The sequence below is a fragment of the Streptomyces sp. GDS52 genome, from assembly GCF_052246875.1.
Classification (GTDB): domain Bacteria; phylum Actinomycetota; class Actinomycetes; order Streptomycetales; family Streptomycetaceae; genus Streptomyces; species Streptomyces cathayae.
Map to the genome: position 1 here is coordinate 6,455,486 of NZ_CM125966.1, position 17,856 is coordinate 6,473,341.

Sequence of the window (17,856 nt, forward strand, 5' to 3'; positions counted from 1 at the left end):
CCGGAAGACGCGGATCGTGCGGTCTCACGGGTGCCGCCGCCGGTGGACGCGCACCGCCACGGCCACGACCAGAGCGCCGAAGAGCCACCCCCCGAGCACGTCCGTCACCCAGTGGACGCCGAGCCAGACGCGGGTGAGACCGACGCCGGCCACCGAGAGCGCCGCCACGGTCACGGCCCACACCCACACGGCCCGGCTCACGCCGTGCCGGTGCAGGAGCCACAGCAGGAGACCGCAGACGATGGTGGCGGTCATGGCGTGGCCCGACGGGAAAGCCGCGTAGTGGGCCGAGTCGACCGGGTTCTCCCACACCGGGCGAGCACGGCCCACCGCCGCCTTCAGGACCTGCTGCAGCACCGTCCCCACGGCGCAGGTCACCACCAGCCACCCCGCGGTCCAGCGGGCCGCGTACCGGAACACCAGCAGCAGTGCGACCGCCCCGGCCAGCAGGCGCATGGTCCACGGGTCCCAGACCCAGTCCGTCAGGACGCGGGCCGTCTGGGTCAGCCCCGGTTCGTCCACCGCCCAGCGGTGGGTGGTACGGGCGACGTCCCCGTCCATCCCGGTCAGCGGGCGCCACTCGGCGCCGACCAGGATCAGCAGCAGTACCGAGCACAGGGCCGGCACACCGATGGACAGGGCGGCCGGGTGGTGCCGGTGCCCGGGTGGACGGGGCGGCGGCCCGAGGTCGGGGGGAGACATGTGGGGGGAGCGCATGAAGCGATCCTCGCCGACCGCCGGGGTCCGGGGCCAACACCGACGCCCTGAGCGCCCGCACGCCCCGGAGCGAAGAGAACCTCGGCGCACGCCTTTGGGCGGTGCTAGCCCAGAGCCCGCAGCCCGGGGGCGAACGCCACCAGGACCGGGATCACCGGAACCAGCGACGCAACGGCCGTCAGCCGCAGCCGGCGCCCCGCCGTGAGCCGGTCCGGGGGAGTCAGCAGCCGGTGCACCCGGGCCCTGATCTGGCCCTGGGAGGCCGGGCAGGGGCCGAAGACCCCGCGGTGCTCGTTGAGCTCGACCAGGGCGAGGGCGGTGGTCAGCCGGCCGAAGCGGCGGGAGGCCGTGTCGTCGGCGGCGAGCTCGACCAGCCGGTGCATCTCGTCGCGGAACGCGGCGAACACGGGTACCCGTGGGAACCCGTCCGCCAGCGCGGCGGAGCAGTGCAGCAGCCAGTCGTGCCGGGCCCGCGCGTGCCCCCGCTCGTGCGCGAGGACGGCGTCCAGCCGACGGCCCCTCAGCCGGCGCAACGCCGCCGTGGTGACGACCAGCCGGGGCGGGGAGCCGGGAAGCCACCACGCGTCGGGGTGCTCGCCCTCCAGGACCACCAGCCGCTCCGAGCCGGGGTCCTCGCCGGGCAGCAGCGGCGCCCGCACCAGGAGATCCTTCCGCCGGGCCCGCCGCCGGGCGCGGGCCCGTACGACCTCGCGGACCAGCATCACCGCGCTCCACAGCCCACCGCACGCCAGCGCGACCGCGGTGGTCGCGGCCGCCGGGCCGGCCGTACCGAGGGCGTACGCCTCCACCACCCCGCTCGGTGCCGTCGCGAACACGGGAGTGCCGACCGCCCGCGAGGCGGCCGCCGCGCTGAACGTCATCGACAGGGCACAGCACAGCAGCACGGTCGCGATCACGCACTGCCACACCCACAGCGCCACCACCGGCTCACGGTCCGGCCAGTCGGCCCGCGCGAGCAGCCTGGGACCGACGACGGCGGTCAGGACGCCGAGCAGCAGCGCCGCGGGGAGCATCATGCGGCCAGCCTAGGAGCGCGGACCACCCCCGGACACGGCCCATCGGGCAAAGTGCCGCAGACAACGGTCCCGCTCGTCGGCCCGCGGCCGGCCGCCCCGCCTCACATCGTCAGCAGCATCGCCACCATCGCGATCCCCATGGACAGCCGGCACGCCAGCACCAGTTCGGGCCGGTCCCCCCAGCCCGGGACTCCGGGGGACCCCGCCCCGGTGGCCGCCGAGCGCTCCGGCGCGGCGGCCACCGGTACCAGCCGTACGCCCGTCACCAGCACGTACCCGGCGAAGTACAGCAGCAGGAGCCCGGTCAGCGCGGGTATGCCCACGCCGCCGTGCCCGTGCTCCCGGCCGGGGGAGGCGGCCATCGCCACCGCCATGTAGGCCATGGCTCCGGCGCCCACCGAATGGTGCAGATGGTGCGGGCTCCCGCGCCCTGTCCACAGGGCCTGCACCGCGGCCGCGCCGAACACCACCGCACAGGCGGGCCACGCCCACGGGGGCGGGGTGAACACCGCCGCCGGTACGGCCATCGCGGCCATGCCGAAACCCATCAGCGCCTCACCGCCCGCGGCGCGGCGCTGTTCCCCGACACTGCTGCGCATCCGCAGCAGGCAGTAGGCGCCGGTCGCCGCGCAGAGCGCGACCAGCAGCCAGCCGGACGACGCCGGTCCGTGCACGCGTACCTCCCCCGGACCGCTCCACGGTCGGTCAAGGCATGCCCCGCCCGGCGGCGTGCACGCGGGCGCACAGGCGTACACGGGGAGCATTCGGGGGAGCACCGCTGGTCACCGCAATATTTTACGAGTAAAAGACCTGTTATCGTGGGACGTCATGAGCAGTGCGACCCCCACACCCACCCCCGACCCCAAGCCCCGGCGCTTCCCCGTGGCCAGCGTGCTGCGCCTCGGGCGGCCCTCCGACATCTGGTTCAAGCCCGCCCTCAGCGTGGTCGCCGCGGTCGCACCGCCCAACCTGATCCTGGTCGCCCTCGGCCGCCTTGACCTGGCCGCCTACACCATGGCCGGTTCCCTGTGCGCCCTCTACGCGCACAACCGTCCCTACGCCGCCCGGGCCAAGGCCCTCACGGGAGTCGTGCTCGGCATGCTAGGCGGCCTCGCCGTGGCCCTGGTCTCGGCCTCGCTCACCTCGAACGCCGTCATCCTGGTCACCGTCGGCGCCGTACTGGCCGCCGTGCAGAAGGTGCTGTGCGACGTCACCCGTATCGGCCCGCCCGGCAACGTGATCCTCACCTTCGTCAGCTCCGCCTCGCTGTTCGTCCCCCAGACCCTCGGGCAGGTCCCCGGCCATCTCGCGCTGGCCGCGGTGGCCGGGGTGTGGGCCTGGCTGGTCGGCATGGCGCCCGTACTGGTCCGGCCGCACGGCCCCGAGCGCCGCGCCACCGCCGACGCGCTGTCCGCCACCGCCGCGTACGTCGAGACCGGCGGCACCGGCGACGGCCACACCCGGGCCCGCGCCGCCGCCTACGCCGCCGTGCAGGCCGCCTGGCAGTGCCTGCTCCTCACCGGAACCCGCTCCGCCGCCACCCGCCGGGCCCTCGAACGGCTCGTGGTCCGCGCCGAGATCGCGCTCGCCGCGCCGGCCGACGCCGACCCCGCACTGCTGCGCGCCTGGGCCAGGGCGCTGCGCGGCACGGGCCGCCGCGTCCCGGGCGCCGACGCCCCCCTCACGGGCGCCGACGAACTCCTCGGGGTGGCAGCCGAGCGCGCCGTCCCCCCGCGCCCCCTGTGGCACCGCCTGGGGCCGCTCACCCCCATCGCCGTACGCACCGCCCTGGGCTGTGCCCTCGCCGGCTACGCCTCCCTGGCCGTCGGGGTCGGGCGGCCCTACTGGGCGCTCGTCACCGCCGCCTCGCTCTACCAGGCCAACCTCAGCCTCACCTGGAGCCGGACCGTGCAGCGGGTCGTCGGCAACCTCGTCGGCGTGCTGATCTTCGCGGCCGTCGCCCCGGTCGCCCACCTGGGGCCGCTCGCCCTCGTCCTGTGCTGTCTCGTCTTCAACTTCGGCGCCGAGGCGCTGATCGGCCGCAACTACTGGCTCGGCAGCGTCTGCGTGACCCCGATGGCCCTGCTCATCACCGAGTTCCCCGGTTACCAGGACACCGGCTCCCTGGTCACCGACCGTGTGGTGGACACCCTGATCGGCGCGCTGGTCGGCTTCGTCGCGGCCCTGGCCGTCACCAACCGGCGGGCGGGCGGCCGGGTCGAGAGGGCGCTCGCCACCGTGGACCGCGAGCGCGAACACACCATCCGTCTCCTGGCCGTCCCGCACACCGCCCTCGCCGCCCTGGAAGCCGCCCGCCGCGGCCTTGCCGCCGCGCTCGTCGACCTGCGGGCCACCGCCGACGCGGCCGCGGGCGAATGGTGGCTGAGCTCACTGCCGCAGGAACGGGTCGTGCTCGCCGAACAGGCGGGACACCGTACGCTCGCGGCAACGGTACGACGCCAGAGGGCGCTGACCGGCCCCGGCGCGGAGACGGAACCGGACACACACCCGGGCAGCGGGACGGACCCGGACACGAAGGACGGACGGCCATGACGACGACCGAGCGGCTCACGGCCGACGGCGGACCTGGAGGACTCACGGCCGAGGGCGGGCGTGCCGACGGGCCGCTCCCGGCCGGCCCCGGGCTCCCCGCCGCCGGGACAGGGACCTCCTCCGGTGCGGGAGGCCCGGCGGCCGACGGCGACACCGTGGCCGCGGTGGTCCGGCAGTGGCGGACCGTGTACCCCGGCCTCGACACCGGACCCATGGAGGTCATCGGGCGCATCAACCGCTGTGCCGCCCTCCTCCAGCAGGCCGAGGACGCCCCGCTGAGCGGGGCGGGACTGACCCGCCCCGAGTTCGACCTGCTCGGCGCGCTGCGTCGCACCGGGCGCGAACTGACTCCGGGCGAACTGGCACGCGAGACCTTCTCCTCGGGCGCCGCCGTCACCAAACGCCTCAAACAGCTCACCGGGCGGGGCCTGGTGGAACGCCGTGGCGACCCGCGCGACCGCCGCATGGCCCGGGTCCGCCTCACCGACGCCGGACGGGACGTCGTCGACGGCATCATGCCCGCGCAACTCTCCTACGAGAACGCCGTGCTCTCCGGTCTGGGCGGGCCGGACCTCGGCGAGCTGGCCGCGCTGCTCGGCGGGCTGCTGGTGGAGCTGGAAGGACGACTGGACGCCGTACGGGCGTGACGCGTCCTTCGCGCCCCTCCTCGGTCCCGGACCACCGGCCTCAGATTCCCGGCCGGTACCGCAGCGGATGGTCGGCCGGGGTCTCCACCAGGACGATGGGCGTGCCGTCCGGGTCGGCGGTCCACATCTCGATGAGGCCCCACGGCTCCCGCACCGGCGGCCGGACGATCTCGACGCCCTTGTCCCGGAGCTCCTCGTGGGCCGCCGCCACGTCCGCGACCTGGAGCCACAGCCGGGCAGCCGTGGCCGCCGGGGCCGCCGGGGAGTCGGACCGGCCGGACAGCTCCAGGAAGCCGCCGCCGAGGAAGTAGACGGTGCCGCGCTCCGGGCCGGTGCCGAACTCGCGGTACACGGCGAGGCCCAGCTGCTCGCCGTAGAAGGCGCGGGAGCGCTCGGGATCGGTGGGGCGCAGCAGGACGCGACTGCCGAGTACATGCACCATGCGGCCGAGCGTAGCGGCCGGGTTAGTCTCTTCCATGCCCTGGCCACGCCGGGAAGTGACGCAGAGGCGAGCGAGAAACCGGAGAAGTGCCCCATGGATACCGTCACCGAGAACGCGTTGACCTTCCGTGACGCCGCCGCCGCCGATGTGGAGGCCCTCGTCGCGCTGATCGAGTCGGCGTACCGGGGGGACTCCAGCCGGGCCGGGTGGACCACCGAGGCGGACATCCTCGAGGGGCAGCGGACCGACGCCGAGGGGGTGCGGCAGGTCGTCGAGTCCCCGGACAGCCGGCTGCTGACGGTGGAGCGCGAGGGCCGGATCGTCGCCTGCTGCCAGCTCGAGCACCGCGGCGACCACGCCTACTTCGGCATGTTCGCGGTCAGCCCCGAGCACCAGGGCACCGGGCTCGGCAAGGTGATCATCGCGTACGCGGAGCGCCTGGTGCGCGAGACCTGGGGCGCGACCGAGATGCACATGACCGTGATCTCGGTGCGCGAGGACCTGATCGCCTGGTACGAGCGGCGCGGCTACCGTCGTACGGGAAGGACGACGCCCTTCCCGTACGGTGACGAGCGGTTCGGTATTCCGCTCCGTGCCGACCTGCGGTTCGAGCTGCTGGTCAAGGAACTGGCCTGACGGCCCTCACGCGGTGAAGCGGCCGGTGCGCTTGATCTGCGGGTAGTCGGTGGTCGCGCCGTCGAGCCCGAGGGCCCGGACCAGCCTGAGGTGGTCCTGCGTGTTCACCACCCAGCCGATGATCCTCAGGTCCGCCTTGCGGGCCCGTTCGACGATCTCCAGGGTGAGGCGGCGGATGTTCAGGCAGACGGTCGCCGCGCCGACGCCGACCGCCCGCTCCACGATCTCGGTGTCATAGCGGCTCGCGACGAGCGCGGTGCGCACCCCCGGCACCAGGCGCGCGATCTCGGCGATCGCGTCGTCGTGGAACGAGGACACCTCGATCCGCTCCGTCAGGCCCCGCCGGTTCATCACCTCGGCCAGCGCCCTGGCTGCCTGGACGTCCTTGATCTCGGCCTGCAGCGGGGCCTGGACGGCCTCCAGCACCTCCGCGAAGACGGGGACGTGCTCGCCGCGGCCGGCGTCCAGGGCGCGCAGCTCGGCGACGGTCCGGTCGGCGATCGGGCCCGTGCCGTCCGTCGTGCGGTCCAGTTCCGCGTCGTGCATGACGACGAGTTCGCCGTCCTTGCTGAGATGCAGATCGAGCTCGATGACGTCCAGGCCGGCCTCCTGGGCGGCGACGAAGGACCGAAGGGTGTTCTCGGGCTCGACGCCCATGACTCCGCGGTGACCGATGGTGAGGAAGTTCAAGATCCGACTCGCTTCCGTCGACGGCGGCGCAGGGCCGCGTCCCTACGGCCCTCCTGGACCGTATCGCCTGTGCCCGTTCCGTCCAGACGCTGAACATCATTTTTGAGGAGTGTCACCCACTCGAGTGGTGGGCAGGAAAAAATGCGGTGACCACCGGGGTAGCGCAGGATAATTTACGGAGACTCCTCTTGCTGGGGGAAACCCTGTATGTATACGGTCGGCGCACAAAGTTTCTTTTGCGGAGGATGGGACATGGCGGAAATTCTTGTGCAGGTGGGTGTGGAGGAGAGTGTTTCTCCGGCGGCAAGGGTGGTCGAGCACCCGGCGTGGCCCGTGCTCAAGGATGCCGTGCAGCGGATCCGGCCCTGGCAGGCGAAGGACGGCTCGATCGACTTCGACGCCGAGGAGGCCCCGGGCCGCGCCGAGGCCGAGGCCGCGGTGCGCCGGGTGACCGACGCGCTCGACGAGCTGTCCCCGCTGCTCCCGCACGACCGCGCCTACCACGAGGCCCTGGTGAAGGATCTGCGCCGCTGGGCCGAGGGCGGCTTCGAGGTGCCCGACTTCCTCGACTCGCTGCTGGCCTTCCAGCCCGCCGCGAGCCGCGAGGACGGCCTCCAGCACCTGGTGGTCTTCCCGATGTACACGCAGAACGGCAACCCCGACCGCAACCTCGAGGCGGTCGTGCTGCGCATGGTCTGGCCCGACTGGCTGGCCGAACTGGAGCGCACCCGCTACGACAACCCGCTGTTCTGCGGCATCACCTTCGAGGACTTCACCGCGGGCTACGACACCAACTCCGCGGTGCTCTTCCCCGAGACCATCGCCGTGCGCGAGGCTCCCGAGCGGTTCACCTGGGGCGGTATCTTCTGCGACCGCGAGGCCGCCCGCTTCCGCCGCGTCACCGAGGCCGCCGTCGACATCCTGGGCCTGGAGCTGCCCGGGGACGTCGCCGCCATGGTGCACGACCAGAAGCGCTGCGAAGAGGCGTTCGTGCTCTGGGACATGGTCCACGACCGCACCCACAGCCACGGCGACCTGCCCTTCGACCCGTTCATGATCAAGCAGCGCCAGCCGTTCTGGATGTACGGCCTGGAGGAGCTGCGCTGCGACCTCACCGCCTTCAAGGAGGCCGTCAAGCTGGCCGGCGACGGCGTCCCGCAGGCACGTGACGTGCAGGTCGCGGTGCTGTTCGACCGGATGTTCCGCTTCCCGGTCACCGGCGAGCGGGTCCGCAACTACGACGGCCTCGGCGGTCAGCTGCTCTTCGCCTACCTGCACAAGCACGACGTCGTCCGCTGGACCGACAACAAGCTCAGCATCGACTGGGACCGCGCCCCGCAGGTCACCAACCAGCTGTGCGCCGAGATCGAGACGCTGTACCGCGACGGCATCGACCGCCCGAAGCTCGTTCACTGGTTCGCCGGCTACGAGCTGGTCTCCACCTACCTCTCCCCGCACCCGGGATCCAAGTGGGCCAAGGGCCCCGAGGCACTGGACCTGACGCAGCCGCCGCGGAAACTCGTCGATGACGTGCTTCCGGACGAGTTTCCGCTGAGCATGTTCTATGAGGCACTGTCCAAGAAGCTGAAGAACGTGATCGCCTCGACCAGGGGCATCGTGGGGGACAGCGCCGAGCGGGTCGCCGCGTGAGCGACCTCGTTCACAACACTGCTCAGGAGGCGAGGACCATGGGGAACGGGGCGCTCGAGGGTGCGGTGATCGCGGTGGCCGGCGCGGGGGGACCCGCGGGGCGTGCGGCACTGCTCAGGCTGGCCGAGGCGGGGGCGACGGTGGTCGGCTCCGACAACGACCCGGAGCGGCTGGCGGCAGCCGTGGACGCGGCGCGCTACGCGCACGGCGGGGCCACCGTCACGGGTGACACGGTCGACCTGCTCGACCTGGATTCCACCCGCGAGTGGGCCACCCGCACCGAGAAGGAGTTCGGCCGGGTCGACGGCCTGGTCCATCTGGTCGGCGGCTGGCGCGGCAGCGAGACCTTCACCAAGACCAGCCTGGACGACTGGGACTTCCTGGAACTGCTGCTGGTACGCACCGTGCTGCACACCTCGCTCGCCTTCCACGAGGCGCTCCAGCGCAGCGACCGCGGCCGGTACGTCCTGATCAGCGCGGCCGGCGCCAGCAAGCCCACCGCGGGCAACGCGGCCTACGCGGCCGCCAAGGCCGCCGCCGAGACGTGGACGCTGGCCATGGCCGACTACTTCCGCAAGGCCGGGGGCGAGCAGGGGGCCACCTCGGCGGCTGCGATCCTGGTGGTGAAGGCGTTGGTGCACGACGCGATGCGTGCCGACCGCCCCAACGCGAAGTTCGCGGGCTTCACGGACGTCAAGGACCTCGCCGAGGCCATCGTCGGCGTCTGGGACAAGCCCGCCGCGGAAGTGAACGGAACCCGTCTGTGGCTCACCGAGAAGCCGTGAACCCGCCCAGGACCGACGCACGTCGTCATCACGACCCGGCCGTCCGTGGTTTCGCCAGCGACAACTACGCCGGGGCCCATCCGGAGGTGCTCGCCGCCCTGGCCCTGGCCAACGGCGGACACCAGGTCGCGTACGGCGAGGACGCGTACACGGAGAACCTCCAGCAGGTGATCCGCAGCCACTTCGGCCCCACCGCCGAGGCCTTCCCGGTCTTCAACGGCACCGGCGCCAACGTCGTCGCGCTCCAGGCGGTCACCGACCGCTGGGGCGCGGTGATCTGCGCCGAGAGCGCCCACATCAACGTGGACGAGGGCGGGGCACCGGAGCGGGTCGGCGGGATCAAGCTGCTCACCGTGCCCACCCCGGACGGCAAGCTCACCCCCGAGCTGATCGACCGGCAGGCGTACGGCTGGGAGGACGAGCACCGTGCCATGCCGCAGGTGGTGTCCGTAGCCCAGGCCACCGAGCTGGGCACGGTGTACACGCCGGAGGAGATGCGCGCCCTCTGCGAGCACGCGCACGCCCGGGGCATGAAGGTGCACGTCGACGGCTCCCGGCTGGCCAACGCCGCCGCCACCCTGGACGTGCCGATGCGCACCTTCACCAACGCGGCCGGCGTCGACCTGCTCTCCCTGGGCGGCACCAAGAACGGTGCCCTGTTCGGCGAGGCCGTCGTCGTACTGAACCCGGACGGCATCCGGCACATGAAGCACCTGCGCAAGCTGTCCATGCAGCTCGCCTCGAAGATGCGCTTCGTCTCGGTGCAGCTGGAGGCCCTGCTGGCCCGGGACCTGTGGCTGCGCAACGCCCGGCACGCCAACGAGATGGCCCAGCGCCTCGCCGAGGGCGTACGCGCCGTGCACGGCGTGGAGATCCTCCACCCGGTACAGGCCAACGCGGTCTTCGCCCGCCTGCCGCACGAGGTGAGCGAGCGGCTGCAGAAGCGCTTCCGCTTCTACTTCTGGGACGAGGCCGCCGGCGACGTCCGCTGGATGTGCGCCTTCGACACCACCGAGGACGACGTGGACACGTTCGTGGCGGCGCTCAAGGAGGAGATGGCGCACGCGTAGGGACCGCGTGGGGGCGCGGCCGGTCGGGAACACGTCGACTCCCGGCCGGCCGCGCTTTTGCGGCTGCCCCCGTTCTCGCCGTTCGCGGAGGGGGTGTCCGGGCTCAGCGTGCCTCGGCCTCGCGGACCTGTTCCGGGGTCGGGGCCGTCCCGCCGAGATGCGCCGGCATCCACCAGGTGTCGTCCTGGCCCCTGGGGCGCACCGGGTAGGCGCGCTGCGCGGCCTCCAGCAGCTCCTGGACGCGCTCCCGCAGCTGCCGGGTGATCGCGCCCGCGTACTTGTCCCTGGACGCCTCGAGCGCCTCACCGACACGCATGGTGATCGGGGTGTGACTGCGCTTGAAGTTGCGGGGGTGGCCCTTGGTCCACAGCCGTTGGGTGCCCCACACCGCCATCGGGATCAGCGGCACGCCGGCCTCCTGCGCCAGGCGCGCGGCACCCGACTTGAAGCTCTTCAGCGTGAACGACTGCGAGATGGTCGCCTCCGGGAAGACCCCCACGATCTCGCCGGACCGCAGCGAGTCGAGCGCGTGCGCGTACGCCGTCTCGCCCTGCTTGCGGTCCACGGGGATGTGCTTCATCCCGCGCATCAGCGGACCGGAGACCCGGTGCCGGAACACGGAATCCTTCGCCATGAAGCGCACGAGGCGCTTCTGCGGGAGGGCGGCGAGGCCGTTGAAGACGAAGTCCAGGTAGCTGATGTGGTTGCTCACCAGCACGGCGCCGCCCGATCGCGGGATGTTCTCCGAACCCTGGCAGTCGATCTTGAGGTCCCACACCTTGAACAGAGTCTGGGCGAAACCGATCACGGGGCGGTAGACGAGTTCTGCCATGGGTGGGGTGGAACCCTTCCTGCTCTGTCTGGGAAGGGGACTCCCAGCCGAAGTTACGCAGCCGTAGGTTTACGGCTTGTCGCTGATGGTGCCCCAAGAACGACCGGCGAACCAGCCCTGAGGGCCGCCTGCGGCGAGATTCTCGTCACGTCCACCCCCTTGATCCACCTCGGGCTTTTGCGTCGCCGTTACCCCGTGCGCCCCGTCGTCCGCCGTGGGAGCGGGTGCATCCTGCGACCCTCCCGCGTCGATGCCCGTGGAACAAGTGTCCCGTACGCGAATCCGTACAGGACACCGGGAATCTTTGCGGCCTCGTGAACGCTACGAAGGGTCGGTGACCGGGCTGACCGGACCGACGGTCATGACGGTGTGTGCCGGTGCTCGCGGCGGCGAGTGCCCACGGAGTGCCGCGGCGGCGGCGGAGCGGGAGAGTGCGGGTGCGCGGGCGGGACGACGGCAAGCGGCTCCGAGCGCCGGAACTCGGTGCGGAACTGGGTGAACGCGCCACACTGGTGCAGTTCTCCAGCGCCTTCTGCGCACCCTGCCGGGCGACCCGGCGGGTGCTCGACGAGGTGGCCGGCCTGGTCCCGGGCGTGGCCCATGTGGAGATCGACGCCGAGGCCCACCTGGACCTCGTACGCCGGCTCGAGATCCTCAGGACGCCGACGGTGCTGGTCCTCGACGCCGACGGCCGTGTCGTGCGGCGGGCCGCCGGGCAGCCGCGCAAGGCCGATGTGATCGCCGCGCTGGGGGAGGCGATGTGACGGAGGAGCGCCCCCCCCGTGAGTCATCTCCCATATTCCGGGGCCGACTTGACGGTGCGTGGCCCCCGTCGTCAGCCTGACATCATGTTCTCGGCGTACTCGAAGTGCTCGGAACTCCTTCACCCCCGGTGGGTGCCCGCCTCGCCGGAGCTGCTGCGCTCCGTCTTCCGGCAGCACGCGGCGGGCGTGGCGGTGATCACCGCGCGTGGGGAGTCCGGCCCGGTCGGCTTCACCGCCACCTCCCTCGCCTCGGTCTCGGCCGATCCCCCCCATGCTCTCCTTCGGTGTCGGCACCGGGGGCGCCAGCTGGCCCGCCATCGCCGCGGGCGACCACGTCGGGGTCCGTGTGCTGGGTGAGCACCAGCGGGAGCTGGTGACCACCTTCGCCCGCCCCGGCGCCGACCGCTTCGGCGCGGCCACCGCCTGGCGCGAGGGCCCCGAGGGCGTCCCCGTGCCAGGCGGCGTCCTCGCCCGGGCGGTGTGCGCGGTGGTGGCCCGGGTGCCCGCCGGTGACCACCGGATCGTGCTGGCCGAGGTCCTGCTCGGCGACCACACCGGCCCCGGCCGGCCCCTCGTCCACCATCAGGGCCGGTTCCGCGCACTGCGCGACTGACCGGGCCGGGGGTCCCTGCTGCGGGCCCGTCGGGTTCCGGTTACGCTGCGTTGCGAAGGTCACAGTTCAAAGCGCTTGCTCAGCGGGAAAGAACTGGGTGTACTGGCGAGTAATATTTTGTTGGGAAGAGTGCTTCGCCCCGATCGGGAACGGCCGTTTGAGGCGCTTATGCTGCCTGAAGGCAGGCAGCCAGAAATGACGATGCAGTAGGAGAGCCGGCGTGAGCTTGAGGATCGTTGTCCCCGTGAAGTATGTGCCCGACGCCACGGGCGACCGGCACTTCGCCGATGACCTGACCGTCGACCGCGACGACGTGGACGGTCTGCTCTCCGAGCTGGACGAGTACGCGGTCGAGCAGGCGCTGCAGATCTCGGAGAACTCCGACGACGACGTGGAGATCACCGTGTTGACGGTGGGTCCGGAGGACGCCAAGGACGCGCTGCGCAAGGCGCTGTCCATGGGCGCCGACCAGGCGATCCACGTCGAGGACGACGACCTGCACGGCACCGACGCGATCGGCACCTCGCTGGTGCTGGCCAGGGCGATCGAGAAGGCCGGCTACGACCTGGTCCTCTCCGGCATGGCCTCCACCGACGGCGTCATGGGTGTGGTGCCGGCGCTGCTCGCGGAGCGCCTGGGCGTGCCGCAGGTGACGCTGCTGTCCGAGGTGGCCCTGGAGGACGGCACCGTCAGGGGCCGCCGGGACGGCGACGCCGCGACCGAGCAGCTCGAGGCGTCGCTGCCGGCCGTCGTGTCGGTCACCGACCAGTCGGGCGAGGCGCGCTACCCGTCGTTCAAGGGCATCATGGCGGCGAAGAAGAAGCCGGTGACCTCCTGGGACCTGTCCGACCTCGACCTCGAGGCGGAGGAGGTCGGCCTGGAGGGCGCCTACACCGTGGTCGAGTCGGCGACCGAGCGTCCGGCCCGCACCGCGGGCACGATCGTCAAGGACGAGGGCGAGGGCGGCAAGCAGCTCGCCGAGTTCCTCGCGAGCCAGAAGTTCGTCTGAGCTACGAGGCTCAACTCGCTTCCCGCCCCTCATACTTCGCAAGCAGGAGAGAAGAAGTCCCATGGCTGAAGTTCTCGTCTACGTCGACCACGCGGACGGCGCGGTCCGCAAGCCGACCCTGGAGCTGCTGACGCTGGCCCGCCGCATCGGCGAGCCGGTCGCCGTCGCGCTGGGCGACGGCGCCGCCGACACCGCCGCCACGCTGGCCGAGCACGGCGCGGTGAAGGTCCTCACCCACGAGGCCGCCGAGTACGCCGACTACCTGGTCGTGCCGAAGGTGGACGCCCTGCAGGCCGCGGTCGCGGCCGTCTCCCCGGCCGCCGTGCTGGTCTCCTCGTCCGCCGAGGGCAAGGAGATCGCGGCCCGCCTGGCGCTGCGCCTGGGCTCGGGCGTCATCACCGACGCCATCGACCTGGAGGCCGGCGACGAGGGCCCGGTGGCCGTGCAGTCGGTGTTCGCTGCCGCCTTCACCACCCGCTCCCGTGTCTCCAAGGGCATCCCGGTCATCACGGTCAAGCCCAACAGCGCGGCCGTGGAGCCGGCCCCGGCCGCCGGTGCGGTCGAGGCCCTGGACGTCACGTTCTCCGAGCAGGCGAAGGGCACCAAGGTCGTCTCGCGTACGCCGCGGGAGTCGACGGGCCGTCCGGAGCTGACCGAGGCCGCGATCGTGGTCTCCGGTGGCCGCGGGGTCAACGGCGCGGAGAACTTCGCGGTCATCGAGGCGCTCGCCGACTCCCTCGGTGCGGCCGTGGGTGCCTCGCGTGCCGCGGTGGACGCGGGCTGGTACCCGCACACCAGCCAGGTCGGCCAGACCGGCAAGTCCGTCTCGCCGCAGCTGTACGTGGCCGCCGGTATCTCCGGTGCGATCCAGCACCGGGCGGGCATGCAGACCTCGAAGACGATCGTGGCGGTCAACAAGGACGCCGAGGCCCCGATCTTCGACCTGGTCGACTACGGCGTGGTCGGCGACCTGTTCGACGTGGTCCCGCAGCTCACCGAGGAGGTCAAGGCCCGCAAGGGCTGACCGTCCCCGCACTGTACGAGGCCCCCGCGACCGCACCTCGAGTTCCCGTGGTCGTGGGGGCCTCGGCCTGTCCCGGCGCCTCCTGTTCCGATGCGGTGCCGGTCATCCCGGGGTCAGTGACGCCTGTACCGGCAGATGGTCGCTCGGGTACCGGCCGTCCAGGGAGAAGGTGTTGACCGAGGCGCGGTGCACCGTGGCGCCGGGTGTGGTCAGGACCCAGTCGATGCGGGCACCGTCCGGCACGAGCGGCCCGTACCCGTGGAACGTCCCGTAGGGCTCGCCCCGGCCGGCCGCCGCGTCCCAGGTGTCGACGAGACCGGCGCCCAGCAGCGTGCCGTACACCGGGTTCCCGTGGGCGGCGACGTTGAAGTCCCCCGTCACGATCACCGGCAGGGAGCGCGCGAGGCCGGCGACGCGCTCGGCGATCAGGGCGGCGGCCCGCTCGCGTGCGTACTGGCTGGCGTTGTCCAGATGGGTGTTGAGGACGTAGAACTCCCGGCCGCCGGCGCGCAGATCGCGGAAGCGGACCCAGGTGACCATGCGGAGGTGGGCGCTGCCCCAGGTGTTCGAGGCGATCGTGTACGGCGTGTCGGACAGCCAGAAGTGGTCGTACTCCAGCGGGGCGAGCCGGCGGGTGTCGTAGAGGACCGCCATGAACTCGTCGCGGCTGCCGCCCGCCCGGCCGGTGCCGATCCAGTCGTAGGACGGCCCCAGATCGGCCTCGATGTCGCGCAGTTGCTGGTGGAGGCCCTCCTGGGTGCCGATGACGTGCGGCTGCTCGCGGCGCAGCAGCCGGCGCGTCACGGGTCTGCGGGAGGCCCAGCTGTGGGGTTCCGCCGTACTCGCGAAGCGCAGGTTGAACGACATGACCTCCAGCGGCCGGTCCGGACGTTCCCGGGCCGAGGCGGGCTCGGGGGGCAGTGCCGTACTGGAGAGCGGAAGCGCGACGGAGGCGGCGAGCGCGGTTTTCAGTCCCAGGCGGCGCGTGACTCGGCTGTGGTTCGGCACAGAAGCTCCTTCGCTGGTGCTGTGCGGCGGTTTCCGGGCGAGTCGGGCGGAGACGGCGAGTACAAACAGTGCCAGAGGGACGTGAACATGCCGAGAAGGTGGAGTGGATCGGGCTGTGAGCGAGGCGTAAGACGGTGTTGACCGGCGCGGAGGCCGCCCGATAGCTTCGTTAGCTTCGTTCGACGGATTATTGATTCCGTACCGCGGAAGACGGGCGGGTGTGGGAGATGAGCCAGGGCCGGCAGGAGCAGGTCGCGACGAGCCTCACGGACGCCGTCGGCGCGGAGATCGGCGCCTTTCTGGCGCCCGTCGACGCCGAACTGGCGCGGCGCTATCCCGGAGACCCCGGCACCCGCCAGCCCGTCCACACCGTCTACGTCCCCGGCGACGCCTTCACCGCCGGGACCCTCCGCTCCTGGGGCGACCAGGCCCTGGCCACGCTCGACGAACACGCCCCGGACGCCGCCTCGTTCGCCGACGCCATCGGGCTGGACCCGGCACTCGCCGAGGACGTGTACGGCCGCGTCCGCTCGAAGCTGGAGCGCGAGCCCGTCGAGGATCTGCGCGTCGACTTCGAGGACGGCTACGGCAACCGCCCCGACGCCGAGGAGGACGAGACCGCCGCCCGCGCGGCCCTGCTGATCGCCGAGGCGTACCGGGACGGCACGGCCGCCCCCTGCATGGGGATCCGGATGAAGTGCCTCGAGGCCGCCGTGCGCGACCGGGGCATCCGCACCCTCGACATCTTCCTCACCGGCCTGGCCGAGGCCGGCCCGCTGCCCGCCGGACTGGCGCTGACCCTGCCCAAGGTCAGCTGTCCCGAGCAGGTCACCGCCATGGTGCGGCTTCTCGAGGCGTTCGAGGAGGCGCGCGGCCTCGAGCCCGGCCGGCTCGGCTTCGAGATCCAGATCGAGACCAGCCAGGCCGTCCTCGCCGCCGACGGCACCGCCACCGTCGCCCGGATGATCCAGGCCGCCGCGGGCCGCGCCACCGGACTGCACTACGGCACCTTCGACTACAGCGCCTGCCTCGGTGTCTCCGCGGCCCACCAGGCCAGTGACCATCCGGCCGCCGACCACGCCAAGGCCGTCATGCAGGTCGCCGCCGCGGGCACCGGCGTACGCCTCTCGGACGGCTCCACCAACGTCCTGCCCGTCGGCCCGACCGCACAGGTCCACGCGGCCTGGCGGCTGCACCACCGCCTCACCCGCCGCGCCCTCGCCCGTGCCTACTACCAGGGCTGGGACATGCACCCCGGTCACCTTCCCACCCGTTACGCGGCCGTCTTCGCCTTCTACCGCGAGGGCTTCGAGCAGGCCGCCGCCCGGCTCGCCCGGTACGTCGACCGGACCGCCGGTGACGTCATGGACGAGCCCGCCACCGCCAAGGCCCTCGCCGGACACCTGCTGCGCGGCCTGGACTGCGGCGCCCTGGACCTCGCCGAGGTCGCGCGGGCGAGCGGTCTCACCCGCGCCGGCCTGGAGGGCTTCGCGTCCCCGCGCCGCGGCGGCCCGGCGGCCTCCGCCCGGTAGCCCCGCCGCCGGCTACGCGCGGGGCGGCGACGAGGACACGCCGGCGCCCGGGCTCCCCGCCCGCCGGGACCGTACGTACCGCTCCAGACCCGACGACGTCACCAGGTGCTCCTCGGCGAACACCCGCGTGCCCCGCGCGCACAGCAGCCGGTCGGCACGGGCCCGCGTACTGAACTGTTCGGCGGAGACGCCGAACAGTTCCCGCAACCTCCTCGATCCCATGAGGAGTCCGGTGAGCAGGGGGCGCTGCCCGCAGTGGGTGCGCGGGGCTCCGGTGCCGTCGTGCAGGACGCCGTGCCGGTTGACGTAGGCGTGGGCGCCGGGGAGCGGGGTGCCGTCGGGGAGTTCCACGCGGACGTCGGGTGCGGGCAGCCAGGCGCGGTCGTAGTTGCCGTCCGGCAGCGGCACGCCCTCGCTCGCGTCGATCGCCGAGAGCTGCTCGGCGTCGAGCCAGATCACGAACAACTCCCGTTCGACACCGGGGGCCTTGAGCGGAGAAGCGGACACATAGCCCATCCGGCTCACATGCGCCGAGACGCCCACGTCGACACCGGTCACCCGGGCCCGCACCATGGGGACGGGCGAGGAGATTCCGAACCGGGCCACCTTGTGGCGCAGTTGGCCGGGGCTGGCGTTGGAACCGAAGGCGAGGACGGGCACCCGGTCCTCGTGGACCAGGCGGTCCAGCGGCAGCAGCCGGTCCCCGTCGAGCAGCCCCGACTCCCGTGGCCACGGCCCCGGATACCGCAGCGGGTGCTCGCGCGGCGCCTCGGCCAGGCCCAGCGCCCGCAGTGTGCGTCCTGCGGGACCCGGGTCACCGGTGCGGTCCTCGGTGGACACCGCGGGC

18 protein-coding genes and 1 pseudogene are annotated in these 17,856 nt (G+C 72.5%); 11 read left to right on the forward strand and 8 right to left on the reverse strand.

Annotation, left to right across the window (positions count from 1 at the left end; genetic code table 11):
* Nucleotides 1–24 precede the first annotated feature (24 nt).
* The 3 genes from ACTWJ9_RS29580 to ACTWJ9_RS29590 form a co-directional block, all read right to left on the reverse strand.
* Nucleotides 25–717: a phosphatase PAP2 family protein gene (locus tag ACTWJ9_RS29580; protein WP_387039283.1), complete on the reverse strand. Its 693-nt coding sequence runs from the start codon at nt 715–717 to the stop codon at nt 25–27.
* Nucleotides 718–821: 104 nt separating this feature from the next.
* Nucleotides 822–1,754: a M56 family metallopeptidase gene (locus ACTWJ9_RS29585; protein WP_443294950.1), complete on the reverse strand. Its 933-nt coding sequence runs from the start codon at nt 1,752–1,754 to the stop codon at nt 822–824.
* Nucleotides 1,755–1,855: 101 nt separating this feature from the next.
* Complete coding sequence (locus ACTWJ9_RS29590) at nt 1,856–2,428, reverse strand: DUF5134 domain-containing protein (protein ID WP_279337326.1); 573 nt, start codon at nt 2,426–2,428, stop codon at nt 1,856–1,858.
* A 154-nt stretch (nt 2,429–2,582) separates the two neighbouring features.
* Between ACTWJ9_RS29590 and ACTWJ9_RS29595 the strand changes: the two genes are divergently transcribed.
* Together ACTWJ9_RS29595 and ACTWJ9_RS29600 are read left to right on the forward strand one after the other, a co-directional pair.
* A complete protein-coding gene (locus ACTWJ9_RS29595) occupies nt 2,583–4,307 on the forward strand; it encodes an FUSC family protein (RefSeq protein WP_279337327.1) in 1,725 nt (574 codons plus the stop codon).
* Nucleotides 4,304–4,954, forward strand: coding sequence for a MarR family winged helix-turn-helix transcriptional regulator (locus ACTWJ9_RS29600; RefSeq protein ID WP_279337328.1), 651 nt, complete (start codon nt 4,304–4,306; stop codon nt 4,952–4,954). Before ACTWJ9_RS29595 ends, ACTWJ9_RS29600 begins: the two co-directional genes overlap by 4 nt.
* Before the next feature lie 40 nt (nt 4,955–4,994).
* On the opposite strand, the gene ACTWJ9_RS29605 is transcribed toward ACTWJ9_RS29600, so the two are convergent.
* On the reverse strand, nt 4,995–5,396 hold the full coding sequence (locus ACTWJ9_RS29605; RefSeq protein ID WP_279337329.1) for a VOC family protein: 402 nt from the start codon (nt 5,394–5,396) through the stop codon (nt 4,995–4,997).
* Between the two features lie 93 nt (nt 5,397–5,489).
* Between ACTWJ9_RS29605 and ACTWJ9_RS29610 the strand changes: the two genes are divergently transcribed.
* Nucleotides 5,490–6,032, forward strand: coding sequence for a GNAT family N-acetyltransferase (locus ACTWJ9_RS29610; protein WP_279337330.1), 543 nt, complete (start codon nt 5,490–5,492; stop codon nt 6,030–6,032).
* A gap of 6 nt (nt 6,033–6,038) precedes the next feature.
* Here ACTWJ9_RS29610 and ACTWJ9_RS29615 read toward each other — a convergent pair whose 3' ends face one another.
* Entirely contained in the window at nt 6,039–6,722 is a 684-nt protein-coding gene (locus ACTWJ9_RS29615) for a glycerophosphodiester phosphodiesterase (protein WP_384199801.1), read from the reverse strand.
* 252 nt (nt 6,723–6,974) lie between these two features.
* On the opposite strand from ACTWJ9_RS29615, the gene ACTWJ9_RS29620 reads away from it, so the two are divergent.
* The 3 genes from ACTWJ9_RS29620 to ACTWJ9_RS29630 are packed head-to-tail and all read left to right on the forward strand — an operon-like array spanning nt 6,975 to nt 10,227.
* The gene (locus ACTWJ9_RS29620) at nt 6,975–8,372 is read left to right on the forward strand and encodes a DUF6421 family protein (RefSeq protein ID WP_387039274.1); all 1,398 of its coding nucleotides are present in this window, start codon (nt 6,975–6,977) and stop codon (nt 8,370–8,372) included.
* 38 nt (nt 8,373–8,410) lie between these two features.
* Nucleotides 8,411–9,157 carry an SDR family NAD(P)-dependent oxidoreductase gene (locus ACTWJ9_RS29625; RefSeq protein ID WP_279337333.1) on the forward strand — a complete coding sequence of 249 codons (747 nt, stop codon included), beginning with the start codon at nt 8,411–8,413 and terminating at the stop codon, nt 9,155–9,157.
* Entirely contained in the window at nt 9,154–10,227 is a 1,074-nt protein-coding gene (locus tag ACTWJ9_RS29630; RefSeq protein WP_279337334.1) for a threonine aldolase family protein, read from the forward strand. Before ACTWJ9_RS29625 ends, ACTWJ9_RS29630 begins: the two co-directional genes overlap by 4 nt.
* A 103-nt stretch (nt 10,228–10,330) precedes the next feature.
* Here ACTWJ9_RS29630 and ACTWJ9_RS29635 read toward each other — a convergent pair whose 3' ends face one another.
* Nucleotides 10,331–11,059 (reverse strand): lysophospholipid acyltransferase family protein, encoded by a 729-nt coding sequence (locus ACTWJ9_RS29635; RefSeq protein WP_279337335.1) that lies wholly within the window; start codon nt 11,057–11,059, stop codon nt 10,331–10,333.
* A 377-nt stretch (nt 11,060–11,436) separates the two neighbouring features.
* On the opposite strand from ACTWJ9_RS29635, the gene ACTWJ9_RS29640 reads away from it, so the two are divergent.
* The 4 genes and pseudogenes from ACTWJ9_RS29640 to ACTWJ9_RS29655 all read left to right on the forward strand — a co-directional run bounded on the left by ACTWJ9_RS29640 (nt 11,437) and on the right by ACTWJ9_RS29655 (nt 14,469).
* Nucleotides 11,437–11,823, forward strand: coding sequence for a thioredoxin family protein (locus ACTWJ9_RS29640; RefSeq protein ID WP_279338138.1), 387 nt, complete (start codon nt 11,437–11,439; stop codon nt 11,821–11,823).
* Nucleotides 11,824–11,907: 84 nt separating this feature from the next.
* Nucleotides 11,908–12,436, forward strand: a pseudogene (locus tag ACTWJ9_RS29645) (flavin reductase family protein).
* 220 nt (nt 12,437–12,656) lie between these two features.
* Complete coding sequence (locus ACTWJ9_RS29650) at nt 12,657–13,445, forward strand: electron transfer flavoprotein subunit beta/FixA family protein (protein WP_387039271.1); 789 nt, start codon at nt 12,657–12,659, stop codon at nt 13,443–13,445.
* A gap of 61 nt (nt 13,446–13,506) precedes the next feature.
* Complete coding sequence (locus tag ACTWJ9_RS29655) at nt 13,507–14,469, forward strand: electron transfer flavoprotein subunit alpha/FixB family protein (RefSeq protein ID WP_388706128.1); 963 nt, start codon at nt 13,507–13,509, stop codon at nt 14,467–14,469.
* Nucleotides 14,470–14,571: 102 nt separating this feature from the next.
* On the opposite strand, the gene ACTWJ9_RS29660 is transcribed toward ACTWJ9_RS29655, so the two are convergent.
* Entirely contained in the window at nt 14,572–15,477 is a 906-nt protein-coding gene (locus ACTWJ9_RS29660; protein WP_387039267.1) for an endonuclease/exonuclease/phosphatase family protein, read from the reverse strand.
* Nucleotides 15,478–15,704: 227 nt separating this feature from the next.
* Between ACTWJ9_RS29660 and ACTWJ9_RS29665 the strand changes: the two genes are divergently transcribed.
* Nucleotides 15,705–17,009 carry a DUF6986 family protein gene (locus ACTWJ9_RS29665; RefSeq protein ID WP_279337339.1) on the forward strand — a complete coding sequence of 435 codons (1,305 nt, stop codon included), beginning with the start codon at nt 15,705–15,707 and terminating at the stop codon, nt 17,007–17,009.
* A gap of 12 nt (nt 17,010–17,021) precedes the next feature.
* Here the strand turns inward: ACTWJ9_RS29665 and ACTWJ9_RS29670 are convergent, their stop codons facing one another.
* A complete protein-coding gene (locus ACTWJ9_RS29670) occupies nt 17,022–17,849 on the reverse strand; it encodes a hypothetical protein (protein ID WP_279337340.1) in 828 nt (275 codons plus the stop codon).
* Nucleotides 17,850–17,856: the final 7 nt, after the last annotated feature.